The organism is Lentimicrobiaceae bacterium, assembly GCA_020636745.1.
In the GTDB taxonomy this organism is placed as follows: domain Bacteria; phylum Bacteroidota; class Bacteroidia; order Bacteroidales; family Lentimicrobiaceae; genus Lentimicrobium.
This window is the reverse complement of sequence record JACJXH010000001.1, coordinates 722,990-741,509: the sequence shown is the minus strand read 5'-3', so window position 1 is coordinate 741,509 and position 18,520 is coordinate 722,990. Positions and strand designations below refer to the sequence as shown.

At 41.0% G+C, this 18,520-nt stretch carries 8 protein-coding genes; 4 read left to right on the top strand and 4 right to left on the bottom strand.

The window, feature by feature from the left end; translation table 11 throughout:
* Positions 1 to 22: 22 nt before the first annotated feature.
* From H6541_02890 to H6541_02880, 3 genes are all read right to left on the bottom strand, one after another.
* Entirely contained in the window at positions 23 to 1,408 is a 1,386-nt protein-coding gene (locus H6541_02890; GenBank protein MCB9014715.1) for a hypothetical protein, read from the bottom strand.
* Positions 1,405 to 2,793, bottom strand: coding sequence for an AAA family ATPase (locus tag H6541_02885; protein ID MCB9014714.1), 1,389 nt, complete (start codon positions 2,791 to 2,793; stop codon positions 1,405 to 1,407). The genes H6541_02890 and H6541_02885 overlap by 4 nt, the downstream gene beginning before the upstream one ends.
* 175 nt (positions 2,794 to 2,968) lie before the next feature.
* Entirely contained in the window at positions 2,969 to 3,901 is a 933-nt protein-coding gene (locus H6541_02880; protein ID MCB9014713.1) for a DUF4268 domain-containing protein, read from the bottom strand.
* Between the two features lie 747 nt (positions 3,902 to 4,648).
* On the opposite strand from H6541_02880, the gene H6541_02875 reads away from it, so the two are divergent.
* The 4 genes from H6541_02875 (at position 4,649) to H6541_02860 (ending at position 16,480) form a co-directional block, all read left to right on the top strand.
* On the top strand, positions 4,649 to 6,619 hold the full coding sequence (locus tag H6541_02875) for a tetratricopeptide repeat protein (GenBank protein ID MCB9014712.1): 1,971 nt from the start codon (positions 4,649 to 4,651) through the stop codon (positions 6,617 to 6,619).
* 253 nt (positions 6,620 to 6,872) lie between these two features.
* Entirely contained in the window at positions 6,873 to 7,139 is a 267-nt protein-coding gene (locus H6541_02870; protein ID MCB9014711.1) for an acylphosphatase, read from the top strand.
* Between the two features lie 29 nt (positions 7,140 to 7,168).
* Positions 7,169 to 16,135, top strand: coding sequence for a choice-of-anchor J domain-containing protein (locus tag H6541_02865; GenBank protein MCB9014710.1), 8,967 nt, complete (start codon positions 7,169 to 7,171; stop codon positions 16,133 to 16,135).
* A gap of 27 nt (positions 16,136 to 16,162) precedes the next feature.
* Positions 16,163 to 16,480: a hypothetical protein gene (locus H6541_02860; GenBank protein MCB9014709.1), complete on the top strand. Its 318-nt coding sequence runs from the start codon at positions 16,163 to 16,165 to the stop codon at positions 16,478 to 16,480.
* Positions 16,481 to 16,548: 68 nt separating this feature from the next.
* Here the strand turns inward: H6541_02860 and tig are convergent, their stop codons facing one another.
* Positions 16,549 to 17,901, bottom strand: a complete 1,353-nt coding sequence (gene tig / locus H6541_02855) for a trigger factor (GenBank protein ID MCB9014708.1) — start codon at positions 17,899 to 17,901, stop codon at positions 16,549 to 16,551.
* Positions 17,902 to 18,520 lie beyond the last annotated feature (619 nt).

The following is an 18,520-nucleotide window of genomic DNA, read 5'->3' as shown; positions in this document are numbered from 1 at the left end:
CCGAAAACCACTGAAACCCTTATTAACTATACCGCGTGTTGGGCAAAGTTGTCGTTTCAATATCATATAATTCTTGAATCAATAATCTTTTTGAATCATTTATTATTTCTCGTTTCAATGGAATTCCTAAAATCAAAATGACATTATCAATCTCGTTGATTCCATTTTTAAAAATTGTTCTTTTAATTTCTAGTTTATCAGACGGATAACATAAAATTCCAAACTTGTTATTCGTTTTGCTAAATGCTGAATAAGCTAATATTTGGTGCAAATCATGTCTATGTTCCTCTTTAAGTTTTTCACTTAAATCATATTTATTGTAAAGGTTAGATTTATATTTTGCGTCAATGACAACTAATAAATCCTCTTTTTGATAAATTGCGTCTGGTTCAAGATGCTTTAGCTCCCATGAATAACGTCTATTTGTTCTAGAGTAAAATTTAAAGTTTGCAAATAATTTACCTCCGGTTTCTTTAGATGCTTCCTTAAAAATATGCTGAACAAACTTTTCGAAAACATCTGAAAAGTCAACACGCCAAGCTGTACTTTCAATAAAATCCTTTTTTAGAATTTTATTAGCATTTATTTTACAATTTTTTACAGCTGGTGAATCGGAAAATCTTAAGACAATGTTTGAAGTTGGTTTAGATGATAAAAAATACAATTTGTCCTCAATAAACTGAATACGCTTTCGGAATGTATTTTTTATGCTAATTGGAGTTTTTGAAGATAATAATTCCCTTTTACAAATTTCAAAAACATATTTGATTTCAGAATATTCAGGGTGTAATTGGGTCAAATAATTTTTATTTGTTGGGAACTTTACTCGATTCTCAATTTTTGATTCGTTGTTTACATACTTTTTCCAATTAATCTGGCCTTGTGGTATGTTTTTAATTTCTTCTTTGTTGTCAAACTTACGCCACGATGTTTTAATTAGATTTTCTAACGAAGCAATAAATTTCACAGCTTCTAAATATAAAGGCGGCCTAAAGTTTTTTCCAGAAGCAAGTGGCAAACTATAAGTAATTTTAGGACTTATTTCCTCCCCAAGAAGATTTAAGATTTCTATATAGTCTTCAAATCTGTCGTTTCCCGAAAATCTAGGACTAACAACAAAATCACCAATTTGCTTTCCATTATCAGAAGCTCTTAAAGGAATTGAGCCAATAAATTCGGAGGTCCTAAAAAATAATGAGGTATTTAAATCTGTTCCGGTTATGGAAGGAATAACTCCTAGAAAACTAAACATGGAAGAATTATAATCAATAAACTTTTGAAGATATTGACCAATAACTCTCTTGTCAGCTGATTTAAACCATTTTTTTTGAAGATAAAGACCTCCTAACATGGGAGACTTTTCTGTAAGACAAGGCACCTCACAAAATATGTCAAAAGGCTTTGTCATTCAAAAAGAGATTTATTAATTCTATTTGAAAAATAATTATTGAATTCTTCTTTTGCTGATTGGATTAAACCTTCCTGTAAGTACTCTTTTATCAATGGGAATATCTCATATTCGATTCTGTTAGTCATTTCTTCATCAGAATCGGCGATGAAGTATCCTTGACCAGGTTGAAGATTTAGTTCGTTACTTGATGCATACCATTCAAAAATTTCTTCAATTTTACCAAAGTCATCTTTATAGAATGTTTTTAATTTAATTGATTTTGGTTTCAATGTGTACCATGCAAATCTTCTTCTTAAAGCAAAGTCAACAACAGCAAGACTTCTATCAGCTGTATTCATTGTAGAAATCACATATAAATTTTCCGGCAACTTATTTATTTCAATTCCTGGACAAATTTGAATTGCAATATCAGAAGCTTCCATTTTGTGCTCAAACAAATAGAATATTGGGCCTAATACGTTTGATAAATTAGCACGGTTTATTTCATCAATTATAAGAAAAGTCTTTTTCGAAGGATTTTCAATTGCATACTTCACTGTTTGAGAAAATACTCCTAATCTATCGGAATAGCTCAGCTCAGAACTTTTCACATTTGGGAGAATTCCATAAATAAAGTCTGAATATGAAGTTTCAGCATGAAACTGAGTAAAGAACACTTTAGCATTTAGTTGACTAGCTAATATTTTTGAAATTCTTGTTTTACCCGTTCCTGGAGGGCCTTGTAAAACAATATATTTTCTTTCTTCAAGTAAATTTCGAATAACTTCTTCGTCATTTACTTCTTCCGATTTTATGAAAGGTTCTAAAGCTCCCGATATAGCTTTTCTATGGTCATTATTTGTTGGCCAGTCTCTCAATTTTGCATATCCAGCAACAAATGCCGCAATAATGTTTTGACCGTCTTCACTCTCTGGGTCATCGACGATTTGACAAACTGGTAAAACCTTTGAATAAGTTTTAATTGTATTCTTAATATGTTGCAACTTTGAATTTCCTGTAATCGATTTTGGCAAACTTGTTTCAATGTCGGAAAGGTCAGATTTACAAAATCCGTTTTCATCTATTAGCTTAGAAAATAATCTACGAAGACCGGGAAAAGTTGATAATTCATAATCATTTTTAAATCCACTTGACCCAATCCCAAGACAAACAAGCCAAGGCTTATCAGTCTCATTTGGAAAGATGGTTAATGAAAAGTCATGAAATGGGCCGGATGTTTCTTCCTCTGGATGTATGAATCCAAAATAAGCACCATTGTCTTTCAAAGCTTCTTGTCCGGTATTGTTTCTCTCGACATAAGGTTTGTTGAATTCCGTGTCAGGTTTTGCACCAAATTCAACTGCTTTGTCCTTAATAAATTGTCTTACATTTTCTATGCTCATTTTATGTAGTATGTTTCTTTTTCAATTTTGCCCAACGGATGGGTATATGAAACGTTTGGCATTTCGAAGCACTTTCCTGTCAATTTACAAGCACCTTTGACACGGGCAGAAACACTCGATAACCCACTGACTGCCAAATGTTTTATATACGATGTTAGCGGTTCGGCTTTTGTTTTCATGGTGCTTGCTTTATAATCTTTGAAAATGTTTCTCTAAATTTTAGGGTATAATCAACAAGCCAATTCAAAGACTCATCCAGTTTCTTTTCATCCTCAAAATCAGTCGTATGTTGCAAGATAATTACTTTATCTCTATTATCTGGATTTGGATTCCACATTAGTTTTTGTCCGATTGAGGATTCTATTTCGTCTTTTTTACTCTCCAAAAATGGCAACATTGTATCTGCAATCTTATTTCCTATATAAATCCGCACACCAACAGTATTGTCGTCAGTGTTACAAGTATTTGAAATATGAATATATGATTTACCTAAAGTCACGTCAAACCAATATTGAGGTCTTGGAGTTTGAAGCGAAGGAATCTTTTTTGTCTTCGCTAATTTTTCTTTGAACTTACTCCAAAAGTCAAATTGTAATTTTCGCTTATCAGATAAGTCCTCATTTGCTTTCGACCTTGCTGCTTGTCTAACAGCCTGATTTGGTTTACTAATCACATTGAATCTCAAAGCAGCTTTGCTTTCGTCAATTTGCCACAATTCTAATTGCACTCCATAAAATGAAATTTCATCGTTTGTATGGTCATTAAGCCAATCCAATGATTTTTTATGTTCTTCTGTAAATTCAGTAGCTATCCAAATAATCATTGAAGCATCTAACACAGAAGCGTATGTAATTGCTTTACCTAAATGGTCATGATTTGTTTTTTCTAATTGATTCTCAATCACAACATAATTATCTGTGCCAGTATCCTTTGCCAAAATATCTGCGGAATAAGGGCCAACACTAACCTCTGTATTTTCAACTTCAAGTTCAAGTCCAAGAGCTTTGTTCAATTCTGAAATGTTATTCGCAAGCCAAGGTGTAAAATCTCTTGCCTCATTATTCCATTTTTGTCTTGGTGTTACTGTTTTTAATATTCCTAATTCCATGTTATTAATTATTTGCTGTATCGTCTTTTAAGCTGCCCCATAACGAATAAATACCCGCAGTCTTGCGCATATATCCGACTTGTCCCCAACCATCACCATTGCGTATTAAAATCGGTCTTTCACCACAAATATAGTATTAATTTAAATATCCAAACTATCCATCGGATTTATAATGCTATTAAAACTTTTATTGCGTCACGGATAAATATTTCTGAAGGTTTATCGCATGAATGTCCCGTCAAGCTTTGGATGTAACGAAGGCGAAGCCCGTTTTTGGGGAGGTGTGTTGCAAAGGTTTGCCACAGCTTTTTGTGTGTAACCAATAACAAAATCAGGCTCTCAGCGCAGGCCCATATTTGCCGGTTCAGATAGCTAACAGAATTACACGCTGCTCCTATCCCTGTTTGTCAGAGCCAGTAAATCATCTGTTTAAACAAAAACTCCCCTTTACACGATTTAAATGACATTTAAAAGGCTTTTAAACAGGATTCATATTGAATTAAAACCATCCATCTGACAGTGTCACCCTAAAGTGTCAGCGCGTCACCCCAAAGCGTCAGCGCGTCACCCTAAAGCGTCAGCGCGTCACCCTAAAGCGTCAGCGCGTCACCCTAAAGCGTCAGCGTGCTTGCAGCCGTGTTTCAAGAAATATCCGGCGTCATTTTCAAATAAAATACTTTGCATACCATATAATTCAGATAAATATTTTATTATCTTTAAGCCAGTAATATCCACACACTTACACATATGAGGAAGTATATTTATTATCCTGTCCAGACCATTCTCTGCAAGTCGTTTTTGTTATTTTCAATTCTTTTTCTTGGCAACAACACCTCTCTGGTATCAGCACAAAAAGTATCTGAAAGCTATGTGAACGATTCGTTAAGAATTATGAAGATGAGCAAACGGTTTGGCGATTTGCTCGATAATAAAAAGCATAACGAAGCACGGTTGACTATTGACTCAATACTAAATATAGCCAACCACCACAGCATGATAAAAAAAACCGGAGACTGTTACCTGAATTACGCATTGATAAATCGTTCAGCGGGCGATATAAACAGCTTGCTCGACAACCTGAAGATCGCGATTGCACAATACACCAAAGCAGGAGAAAGTCTGGCAGCAGCCAAATGTTATACATTTATGGGGCAAACACTTATGGCAGAACACAGATATCAGGAGGCTGTCGAAGATTTCAAATCTTCTTTTTATCTCAGGGAAAAAGCAAATGACAGTTTGGGCATGGCCAATAACCTGATAAACCTTGCAGGCATGTATTACCAGATGGGGCAATTGACCGAAGCCAGTGATGATTTTTACAGAGCACTGCGCATTGCAGGAAATATCCGCAACAATAACCTGAAGGCTATTTGCCTCAGCAATCTGAGCAACATACACACCAGGCTAAAAAATTTCGACAAATCCCATGAGTATCTGTTGCAGGCCATTGAGCTTTACAAAGAACTTAAAAACCGCAAAGGCGAATCCAATGCCCTGATGAACCTGGGCATTTCATATTTCGAAAATGGCAACCTGAAAGAGGCTAAAAAGTATTTTGAGAAAACCATGGTTATAAAAACAGAGCTGAAAAATGACGACCCCGGTATGATAAAAATCTATAACAACCTGGGGGTCATTGCCAAACACGAAGGCGACACAGTAAAGGCCATCAACTATTACATGAAATCGCTCAGGCTTTCAAGAAAGACCGGAGATAAACAGGGGGAAGCTACTGCCCTTAACAACCTGGGCTCACTTCAGCTCGACCAGGCAAATGCCGCATCGCTCAGCCTGCTGCGCGAAAGTCTTGAAAAATCAAAAAAAGCAGGGTTAAAAAAGCTCATATTGATAAATTATGGAAATCTGCGTGACTATTTCATCGATAAAGAAAATTACAAAGAGGCCTGTTCGTACGCCATGTTATACCAGGCACTGGCCGATTCGGTGCTGAACGAAGAAAATGCAGCCACCATTATTGAACTGCAAACCAGATATGACACTGAAATGAAGGAAAAGGAAAATCAGATTTTGCGCAGCAAGGCCAGCATTTTAAAGCTGCGCAATCTCCTGCTGTTGATTTCTGTTGTTGCGATTGCCATTCTGGCTGTATTGTTCATCTTTTTATACAGCCTCAAACGTAAATCGCTTGAACAAAACCTGAAACTTCGTGCACAGGAACAGAAACTATATAGCCTTGAACGCGAAAAAAGCGAAAAAGAAAACAAGCACCTTCAGGAAGTTCTTTTTGCCGAAGAGCAAATTAACAAGCTTCAGAAAATACAACTTCAGGAAAAAAGCAGAGAACTTAGTGCTTCAGCGATGCATATTATCAACAAAAATGAATTCCTGGGCAATATCAGGCAGCTGGCTGCAAAACTACTCAATGGTGAATCGGCCAACGCACCTCAATTGATCAAAAAAGTCATCAGAGAAATAGACAGTAATATCAACCTGGATGAACAATGGGAACAGTTTAAACTTCATTTTGAATCAGTTCATACCGGTTTTTTTGCAAGGCTGATGGAACATTATCCTGCACTCACCCAGAATGAGCTTAAACTTTGCGCCTATCTGCGCATGAATCTGACATCAAAAGAGATAGCCCAGATGCTCAACATAAGTATTGAATCGGCAACCACCAAACGATACCGGCTTCGCAAAAAACTGATGCTCAGCAGCGAAGAAAATCTCTCTGCTTTTATTGCTGAGTTTTAAAACAGGCACGCTCTTCCTTTTTCGTATCCGGCATAAGCCCTCCCCCCCCGAAAGCCGGTGATTGCCGGCCTGAAGTTGCTTATCATGCCACCCGGTATCCTGTTCCTGACGGTTTATCTGCAAAACCTGCATACAACACTGTAAATCTGCACATTAGATTACGATATTTTATCACCATGTTCATATAATGTCTATGCCTGAAATTTGCCATTGCGATTTGTGGTAAATAATTTTAGCATTCAAAATCAAGCAGATGAGAAAGCATATTCAAATCAGGATGAAAGGCGACGTACTAAATAAGGGACTGCGTTTTCAGGCCCTGCGCGAAGCCCATCAATACAATATCAGTGGCTGGGTAGCCGAATTGAGCGACAGCCTGCGGATTGAAGCCGAAGGCGAAGAAGCAAACATTGAGGCATTTGTGGAACGCTGCAGAAAAGGGCTTGACTATAAAATTGCCATTACCCTTGAAGTTTCTGAAAAACCCCTCATTTTTTTCGACAGATTTCTCATTCTATAAACATGCAAAACCCTAAATACATATGAATTATGAAAAAACTCATCACCTTTTTATTGTTATTCCTTTTGATAAATATCACATCTGAGGCACAGGTAACAGGCTATGTGTTTTCGCAACAAAACGGAACATTTACAGCTCTGACCTCCGAAACAGTTTTATGGTCAGTCGTATTCGACAATGAGATTGCGACAATTAACATTCCTACATTCACCTTCAATGAAACAGCCTATACCAGCCTCGCCATTTCAAGCAACGGCTTTATAACCTTTGGCACAACGGCACCTTCACCCACCAATTACACCCCTGTTTCAAGTACTGAAACCTATGAAGGATGTATTTCTGCATTCGGTCAGAACCTCGAACAATCTTATTCAGGAACACCAAAAATCTCCTATAACACCAATGATAATGGCGATATTGTTGTTCAATGGCTAAACATGACCAGACAGTCAACCGATGGAGATGATGTGAGCTTTCAAATAAGGCTAACACCTTTGACTGGAAAAATCAGGATTATTTACGGACATGCAACGACTACCTATTCGTCCACATCGTATGCCTTACAAGTTGGCCTTAGAGGACAGGAAAGGGCCGACTATAACAACAGAACTACCGTTGCTGACTGGTCAGCCACAACAGCCGGAACCAACTATTCAGCATCATGCAGGTTCAACAACCTGATTTATCCGGCCAACGGGCTTACTTTCAGTTGGGAATCGCTCCATAACCCTTCCGGATTTCAGGCAACGGCCATCAATTTTTCTGAAATAGATCTGAACTGGAATTTAAATTCGTCCGGCTTTCCGGTGATAGTGGCATACAATACCACAACATCGTTCGGAACTCCGGTGAACGGTACGTCATACATTGCAGGCAATGTCATTGCAGGCGGAGGTACGGTTATCTATGCCGGCAGTGCTGAAGGTTTTAATCACACCGGCCTCAACCAGGGCACTAACTATTATTACAAAATATGGTCATATAACAGCACAAACACTTACTCTTCAGGCCTCACAACCAATGGGCGCACAGCAACTGCATTGCCCTACATTCAGGAATTCACCAGTACGGCTGTACCTCCGGGGTGGTCACTCAGCGCGAATATGAGTATTCCTTCCAGTCCAAGGCATGGCACCTGTGGAAGTTATGGACTGGCAGCCCGTCTCAATAACGCTACACCGGTTTATGCAGTTAGTTTACTTACTGGAACCATAACATCCAACACCTACCTGAGTTTTAATTACCGCATTATTGATTATCTGGCTTACCCTTATACGGCAACAACCTTGGGTACAGGAGACAACATGCAGGTTCAGATTTCGACTGACGATGGCGCTACATTTACCACCATTCATACGATTAACCAGAGTAATCATAACACAGGGTTAGAATTTACCAGTGTAGGAATCAGCCTCTCGGCCTATACTGCGGCTTTTATCAAAATCAGGTTTCTATGTAACTGGTCGGCAGGTGATTACTATGTGGATTTGGACAACATCAGAATTGAAGAAGACAACAATATGGTTTATGCCGGCTCCACAACCGAACAGCCCAACACTTCCAATGTCGCCATTGGCAGCACCAACAACGACATTCTCCGTCTGAACGTGCTTACACAAAAAGAAAACAATCCGCTTTCACTTACTTCCATTACATTTAATACTACCGGATCTTCAAATGCTGCCGGTGATATTGCAGCAGCCAAAGTATTTTATACCACTGGCCCTGAATTTTCAACTGCCACGCAATTTGGCTCAACGCTCAGCAATCCCGCGGGCACATTCAGCATTACCGGAATACAGGAATTAGTTACCGGTAACAATTATTTCTGGCTGGCATACGACATAAAACCAACAGCCACTGCAGGGAACAACACAGATGCACAATGCACGCAGCTTATAACATCCGAATCAGGAACAACCAAAACCCCAACTACAACAAATCCAGCCGGTGTCAGAAAAATCGGAGCCGGTCTTAGTGGTACAAAAACCATACCCGGCGACTATGCAACCATTGCTGAAGCGGTAAATGCCCTGAATTCAGGGGCGCTCGGCAGTGAAGGAATAACCTATGAGGTAGCTGCCGGACATACCGAAAGTAGTGAAGCGGCTATTGTCCTCACGGCAACCGGTTCAGCTGCCGGCCCTATTGTATTTCACAAAAGCGGCACAGGCAACAACCCTCTGGTTTCAAGAACCGACGCAGGCAATGTTAACACCACCACGCCGGGTTATAATGGGGACGGGATAATCATCATTGAGGGTTCTGATTATGTAACTTTTGATGGCATTGATGTTTCAGCCTCCGACCAGGGAATTGAGTATGGTTATTACGTGCGAAAAGCATCTACTACCAATGGCTGCATGAATGTAACCATCAAAAATTGCAGTATTACCATGTTCAAAGGAACCAGCCGCTATGTAACGGGATTCTGCGCTGCCAATAACAGTGCATCTGCAAACAACATCACCATAGCCAATCCCGCCGGAAAACACCTGAATCTGACATTCAACGGCAATACAATTACCAACACATTTCATGGCATATTCCTGAAAGGGCACACAACATTTGTGGATGAAAACTTTACCATTGGAACGTCAGCAGCCGGCAACACCGTTCAGAATTACGCCGGGAATGCAACGTATGAAGCCTATGGCATTTATCTGGAAAATATCAGCAATGCAACAATAAGCTACAACACCATAAACAACACAGCCGCCGGAGGAAACGGCTTTACCGCCATAGGATATGGTATTTTCAACAATGGCGCAGGTACCATTCCTTTCTCTGCAAACCACAATTCCATTAGTCTGTCATCGCAGGGAGCAACGCACGCCCTATACGGCATCCGCAACCGGGTTGACGGCGAAGTTTTTATTGATGATAATATGATAGCATTAACCAACTCCGCAGCATCGTCGGGAACTTATTCCTATATTCACAATGAGCCCTATTCAGCATCAGCCAACAACATCAGCATCAGCAACAATACTTTTACCGGCGAATACAACCATACGGGTAACATCTATCTGATATATAACAATAACTCGCAGTTAAGCCCTGCGACTGCCAGTATCCTGAACAATACAACCTCAGGAACACTGAACCGGACATCCACAACTACCGGATATTTCTATTTGTATTACAACAATGGGGCGCCTACAGGCACTGAAATCATATCGGGCAACAACTTTTCCAATATCAATCAAAGCGGAACATCCTACTTCTATGGTATTTATTCCTACACCAATGCAGCACATACCCACCAGGTACACCACAATACAATATCCAGCATTACCAGTGGCTCGGGGCCTTTGTCAATGATTGATTTGTCCATTTCATCTGACAGATATATATACGGCAATACCATTCAAAATATAGCTTCGGGCGGAACAGTTGATGTAATAAAAAACGGAAACGGAAGTACTATCTGCCATATTTATAAAAATCTGATTACCAATATCAGCAGCAGTTCAAATGCTACAATCCAGCCCCTCCTCAATGGAATACTGATTGGCTATGGAACAGAAGTTTATATTTACAATAACTTTATTTCCGAACTCAAAACACCTGCTGCTTCAAGTGCTGATGCCATCAGAGCCATTTCATTAACCAGCACACAAGCCAATTCAACCATTGGTTTATATTACAACACCGTATATCTTGATGCCTCATCATCGGCTAGTACTTTCGGCACCACAGCTGTTTATCATGTTTCCCAAAGCAACACCACAACAGCAGTACTTGACCTCCGAAACAACATACTTATTAACAATTCAATACAAAAAGGTAGTGGCAGGGTTGTGGCGCTTCGGCGAAGCAATTCATCGCTCGATAATTTTGCCCTGAGCTCAGACCACAATATCCTCTATGCAGGCTTGCCTGGAGCCTGGAACAATATCTATTATAGCAATATTGCCTATCAGACACTCGAGGCATATCAGGCTCATGTAGCACCACGTGAAGCCAATTCATTTACCGAAGACACACCTTTCACCAATACAAGCACTTCACCTTATGATTTGCATATACCCGATGGGACTGCCACGCTGGCCGAAAGCTCAGCACAAAATATGACATCTCCTCTGACAATCAGCGAAGATTTTGATGAACAGCCCAGACTTCCATCGCCAGATATCGGTGCTGACGAGTTTACTGGCATTTCAGCATTCGTTCAGAATCCTGCTGAATTCTCGGCAAATACGGGAAGTTCACAGCACAACACGCTCTCCTTTACACTCAACTCATCCAACAACGATGTAGTCATTGTATGGAATACCAACGGGGTATTTACCACCCCTTCAGGCACTCCTGAGACTGGTCAGCCGCTGGCCAACGGAGCAGTTGCCTTCATCGGCAACACCTCTCCTTTTTTACACAGCGGGCTTATTCAGGGCACTACCTATTATTATAAGATATTCTCATGGAACGGAACAAGCTTTTCTAACGGTCTTACAGCCAATGCAACACCCGGTGTTGAACCGGCAACCAACCTGACTGCAACGGCCATTGACCAAACCTCCATGAATCTGGAATGGACTAAAAATGCAGCCGGTCATGACGTAATTGTATCAGCCAGCAATGCCTATATGAGCGGAAATCCTGAAGATGGAATTGTTTATGAAGTTGGCGATGCCATCACAAATGGAGGTACAATCATCTACAAAGGGCCCGCAGATAATTTTTTACATACCGGATTATCTGCCTGGTCGCAATATTATTACAAATGCTGGTCGGCAGATGAATTCAACTACTATTCAGCCGGAACATGGACCAACGCCATTACCTATGCCCATCCGGTGGTAAATATACCTTATCTTCAGAATTTTGATGGCACATGGAGTCACAACCCTGAAGCGCCGCAGGATTGGGAAGTTATTGACAACAATGGCTCGGGCAGCTTTACCTGGATAAAAAATTCAGGTTTGAGACGCTCCTTACCTTACAGTGTTCAGGGGTTGGGCAATGGCACCTGTGACGACTACCTTATTTCACCTCCCATTGTTTTACCTGATGCCGACTTACAATTAAGCTGGTACGACCGGGTTTCAACCTCATCTAACACAACCAGATACAAAGTTTTATTATCGACAACAGGCAAGGAAACAGAGGATTTCACTATCGAACTGGGCGACTACACCTGCAATTCAGAAGACTGGATTTTGCGCACGACCGGTTTAAATGCATACAAGGGTCAAACAGTGCATATTGCTTTTTATCAGTACTCTACGGTTTCGCAATATGCTACTTTTGTCATTGATGACATTCTGGTAGAAACCCTGATACCAGGCCAGGCATCATTGGTTGCACCTATAAACAACCTGCTCACGTTTCCCACAGATCAAACCCTCTCGTGGCAGGCCCCTGCATCATCTTTTGAACTTAACTATCATGTGTATCTGGGGCCTGAGTCAGGCTCACAATCATTGATTTATGACGGCCCGCTTACATCGGTAGCCGCCCCTGCCCTCGACTACAACCAATCCTATAACTGGAAGGTGATACCCGAAAACATCAACGGGCAGGCTACAAATGTACCCGGGTGGAATTTTCGCACGGTTAACGCAACACAACTGGCGACCAGTTTTGAGGATGCCTGGTTCCCTCCCATTGGCTGGACAAACCACAACTGGTATGCCAGCAGCAACTCCAGTTTCCATGGAATTCAGGCAGCCAGATGTGTAACAGGGCTGGCACAATCCCAACTTATTACCCCATTGCTTTCTGTAAATTCCGGAGATCAAATATGTTTCTTTGCCGGAACAGGCACATCAACCGATCAGAGAATTCAACTCAGTTATTCCACCGATAAAGTCAACTGGACACCTCTTGGCAGTGCCATACAAATCATTCCTGCATCGTGGAATCAGTACATTGTCGATGTATCAACCCTTGATGGCAACAACCTATATTTTGCACTTGGGGCCTATTACGAACCAGGAGGAAGCAGTGCCTTTGTTTATCTCGATCATATCACCGGACCCGAAATCATTCCACTTGCACCAGGCCACGCCAACACGCCCTCCCCTACCGATGCAACTGACTGGATGCCGGTTTCAACACAACTCAGCTGGCAACCAGGAACTGATGGTGGCATACCCACGGGCTACAGCGTTTTTATGGGTACTGACGGAAACGGAATATCAAGACCAACCAATCTGGTTAATGGAACACTCGTATCCACCTTATCCTTTAACCCTCCCAGTCTTTCGGAAAACACCACCTACTACTGGCAAATTGTACCAACAAATACAGTTGGAGATGCCGAAAACTGCCCCATCTGGAGTTTCAGTACATCTCCTGAAGGCGGCATTCAGATTGGCAGCGAGGACATCAATTACGACCTGCCCATTAACCCCGAATACAGCTACAACTATTCCCAGGTAATTTACCTGCAATCTGAAATTAACATACCAGATAAAGACATTACCCGGATATATTATCAATGGAGCGGTGGCAATGGAGGTGACATATGCAAAGACTGGATTATTTACATGGGGCTTACCAGCAAAACCTCTTTTAGCAGCAAAACAGACTGGCTACCTTATGAAAACATGATCGAGGTATTCAACGGCGAGGTTACCCTGCCTGAAACCCCGGGATGGGTTGAAATCATACTGGATTATCCTTTCCCCTACGACAACACCCTCAACCTGGTGATTGCTGTCGATGAGAATACGGACGACTGGGCTTCCGGCATCTATTTCTTTGGAAGCGAAGTCACATCCAACAGAAGCCTCCAGATTTATGATGACTATTCAAACCCGGATCCCTCTTCGCCCGGCACAGCTGACTACCTGGAGAGTGGCATAGCCAATATCCGTCTTATTCTGGAGGAACCGGCCGCCTGCCCTGCGCCCCACTCTCTTGAAATAGCAAATATTACAGATGTTTCTGCCGATTTAAGCTGGGACAGCCCACAGGAAATTTTCGATATTGAGGTTATTCCTGCAACTCAAGATCCGACAGGCGTTCCCACCGCAACAGGAGTAAGCGCTCCGTATACAGTCAGCGGGCTATTTTCTGCTACGGATTACAGGTTCTATGTAAGAGCCAACTGTGATGAAGACGGATACAGCACCTGGCGCGAGTCGGCCATTTTCACCACAGAAATCTGCGAATTGGAGAATCGCTGTAATTATATGGTTCAGCTTGAAGATGCACAAGGCGATGGCTGGAATGGAGCCCATTTGTTATTGATACAAAACGGATATGTCGTCAATGACTTTGGAGCCGGTTTTGTTGACGGCTCTGCATACGGCCCCATATATGTGCCGGTTTGTAATGGCGTCACAAGTAGCCTGATTGTAACTGAAACAGGTTCAGCCCCTGGTGAAATCCATCTCGAAATTTTCGATACAGAAAATAACCTGATTTACACGCTCGGATATGAAACCGAATTTGAAATCGGAGACACCTTATTCACCTTCACTTCTGACTGCCAGGGGATGGATGAGAGTGAATTTACCGGCTTAACTGACGCCTACTGGAGCAATCCCGATAACTGGTCAAACGGAACAATTCCCAACTCCAACACATCGGTTGTGGTACCCAATCCTAAAAACCTTATTGTCGACCTCCCACATGCTATATGCCGCAAGTTAACCATCCAAAGCGGGGGAAGGGTAAGTATAGATCCGACGAAAACCCTGACTGTATTAAACCTACTGCGCAATTACAGCGAAGAGCCCGGATTAATTATTCGCAGCGACGCCACCGGCACTGGTTCGTTATGGCATCCCAACACGGGGGTAAAGGCAACATTTGAACGCTATTTAGCTGCAGCTGACTGGAACAACCCACAAGACGGATGGCATCACATTTCTTCACCTGTCATTAATGCCCCTATTGCATATGAATGGACACCAGTGGGCGAAAATGACAATTATGACTTCTATTTATGGGATTCGGGAAATGCCACCTGGTTAAATCAGAAAGATCCTGTAAACAATATCACCATTTTTGAACGGGCCGTAGGCTATTGTGTTGCTTATCAGCAAAACAAAACACAGGCCTTCAGAGGTGAACTTTTTATTGGCAACCACAGCTCCAACATCCCCATAACTGTAGATAGCTGGATACCATTAGGCAATCCATACCCTTGTGCATTGCGTTGGAACACTTCGTGGTATATGCTCGATGGGTATGCCAGCATTGTAAAGGTTTGGAACAGAGCCAACATGAGTTATGACGACATCCTGCCATATGGCATTATTCCTGCCACCAATGGTTTTATGGCGTTTGGCGAAGCCATAGGTACACTGGTAAATTTACAGATGTCCATCCCATCCAATGCACGCGTTATCAGCTCAGTACCATTCTACAAATCAGGAAATTTAAATAAGGGGATTTTCCTGCGGGTTCGCGATACTGAAAACCATTCATCACAGGAGAGTGCTGTTTTGCAAAACGAAGTGGCCTCCTCCTCTTTCAGTATTCAATGCGATTCGAAGTTTCTGCCTGGCTATGCCCCTCAGTTTTACTCCATTAAAAACGGTGAAAAACTCTCTGCTTATGCAGTCAAAGACATTACACAAAGTCAGGAAATCATTTTCGGTTTTGAAAAAAACAATTCAAATGAGTATGAATTGCAGTTCATTCCTGAAAAATCAATCACAGGTATGCCGATTTACCTTACCGACCTTCAAACTGGCACAACGCTGAATCTCACAACCCAACCAATCTATCATTTCTTTAGTGGCTCAGGCGATCTCATCAACCGGTTTGTTTTACACTTTGGCCAGGTAGGAATTGACAATCCGGAGAACAACAATCATCTGCCGGTTATCAGCTTAACAAAAGATGGCTTGCTCATATCTTCAGCCGAAAACTACAATCAATTAGAAATACTTGATCTTCAGGGACGTTTACTAAAAAAAATCAACCTGAATCACACCGTGGTGCGAACACTGCCGCTTCAGCTGCCATCAGGAATCTACCTCATCCGAATGAATGGAGTAAAGCAGGTTTATAATCAGAAATTATTCATCAGGTAACGCAACTTCATAAAAAAACAAGAAATCATGAAATCAACTGAAAAATCAAATAAAAACAATCAGTCATCTAAAAATGTACCACTCAGGTTTGTCTGTACCAAAATTCGGTATCTCTTGCTTCTGCTACTTTTGATAACAGGCATATCTCATCAACTACAGGCCCAGGGGCCACCCTTGCCTCCTGCATCAGGCCATGGCAGCACCGGAAATGAACCCGAAGGCGGTAATGCACCCATCGAAGGAGGAATCATACTTTTGCTTGCAATGGGAGCTGCATGGGGAGGATGGAAAGCTTATAAAACCATACGCAAAAATGCCCTCAAAAAAGGGGAAATACTTCCATAAACAGCCATACACCAATAGAAAAGGGACACATATTTATGTGTCCCTTTTCTTATTTATTCAGATAAATGCTATTTCTCAGCAGCCAGTTTGGCAAACTCTTCATAAGAAACAGACACTTCTTTCGGTTCCATTTTTTCTTTCAGTAAACTCAGCAGTTTTTGTTCAAACAACTGATCGTTGATACGGCGAACATCCTCTTTGTTTTTCATAAATGAATCAACGATGCTGTCGATGCGCATTTTGGTATCTTCGTCCATTTCGCTGCTGCCCGGACGACGGAAATAGTTGCGGAAAACATCCTTAATTTCCTCTTCTGAAACAGAGATTCCGTATTCATGAATCATTCTGTTTTCAAGCAATTGCCAACGCATTGATTTGGCATAATCTTCATAATGCTCTTCAATATGCTCAGGAGTCAGTTTATCCTGATTTACATCAATCAGCCATTTTTTCAGAAACTCATCAGGCAATTGAATATCAGATTGCTCCATCAACACTTTTACGGCATCGTTGAAAAATTTCTTTTCGCTCTCACCAACAAATGACTGTGCAGCGTCTTTCTTAATCTGCTCAAGCAATTCGGCTTCATCTTTAATTTCTGTACCGGGGTAAACTTTCTCAAAGAAATCGGCATTTACCTCAGCAGGAACCATATGGCTAATGCTGGTAACAGTAAAATTAAATTCAGCATTTAAGCCCTCAGCTCTTTCCTTGTCAATACCCAGCATGGCTGCCACGTCAGTAACGTTGCCCGAAGCCTGCATAGGATTAAAGCGAATGATATCTCCAATTTTTTTACCAACAAACAAAGCAGCAATAGTCTCATCCTTAAACAATTCAGGATTTACAGAGCCAGTACTGGTAATACCTTCGGCCATAACATTGCCATCGGCATCAAGTTCAGCAAAATCGCCTTTCACGAGGTCTCCCTTTTCTGAGACTTCAACCTCAGCCAGCTCGCCATTACGACGGCGCATATCTTCGAGGTAGTTTTTTGCAATTTCGTCAGAAACTTCAATTTTATGATAAACCACACCTGCGTTTGCGTCAACTTTCAGTTCAAACTCAGGACTTAAACCCAGGTCGAAATAAAAAGTCAGATCGGCAGCCTCGGTAAAATCTACCTGAGGTGTTTTTTCCATATTGGCAAGCGGGTTGCCAAGGATATTCAGATTCTGCTCTTTAATAAAGTTTTCGAGCGATTCGCCCAGCAACTTATTGATCTCATCTGCAGTAACAGCCTGGCCATACATCTTTTTGGTAAGACCAAAAGGCACTTTACCTGGTCTGAAACCTGGCATTTGTGCTTTGCGCTGATAGTCTCTCAGCACTTTCATTACTTTTTCTTCATAGTCGGCTGGCGACAAATCAATTTTTACGGTTGCGGTCAGATCACCGGTGTGCTGCAATTCAATATTCATTGTAAAAATGTATGGTTATTAATGTTGCTGATAATTCATTTTCAGGAAAATATACCTAAAAATACCCGATTTTATCCAGAGGGTGCAAAGGTAGGAGTTTTTTTTGAATAACAGCGCGGAAAATGAAGGAATTATAGATCGATCAGCAAAGAATTTTCAGCAAACAGGCAGGCACATAAGAGCCTCTGTTTTAATTAACCCATAAACCTGGCAGAAACTTCAAAACCAGGCCAAAATCCCGAATTCGACAACCTCAATGCTTAATTGCATAAAGGCAAACCTGTCCGCTACATACCATTCAGGTATACGTCACATTGACTATTCAAAAAATCGGCCTTTCGGAATTTTGCGAGAAAAAGAAAACACACCAATCAGGCAAGACATATCTCTGATTTTCAGCAACTCTCAAAAAACATACCATGCACAAGTGCAAAATTTATCATATTTCTTTTGCTATTCAATATTTATTTTCATATGTTTGAAAATCGAATAGCGTAATTACATACAGGCTTCATTGCCCAAATATTTTTTTTGCAGTTGATAAAATAAATAGCGCGATAGAAACCCGACAAATAAATCAGGATATTAAAAAACAATATTGTTATTTAAATCTTGAATT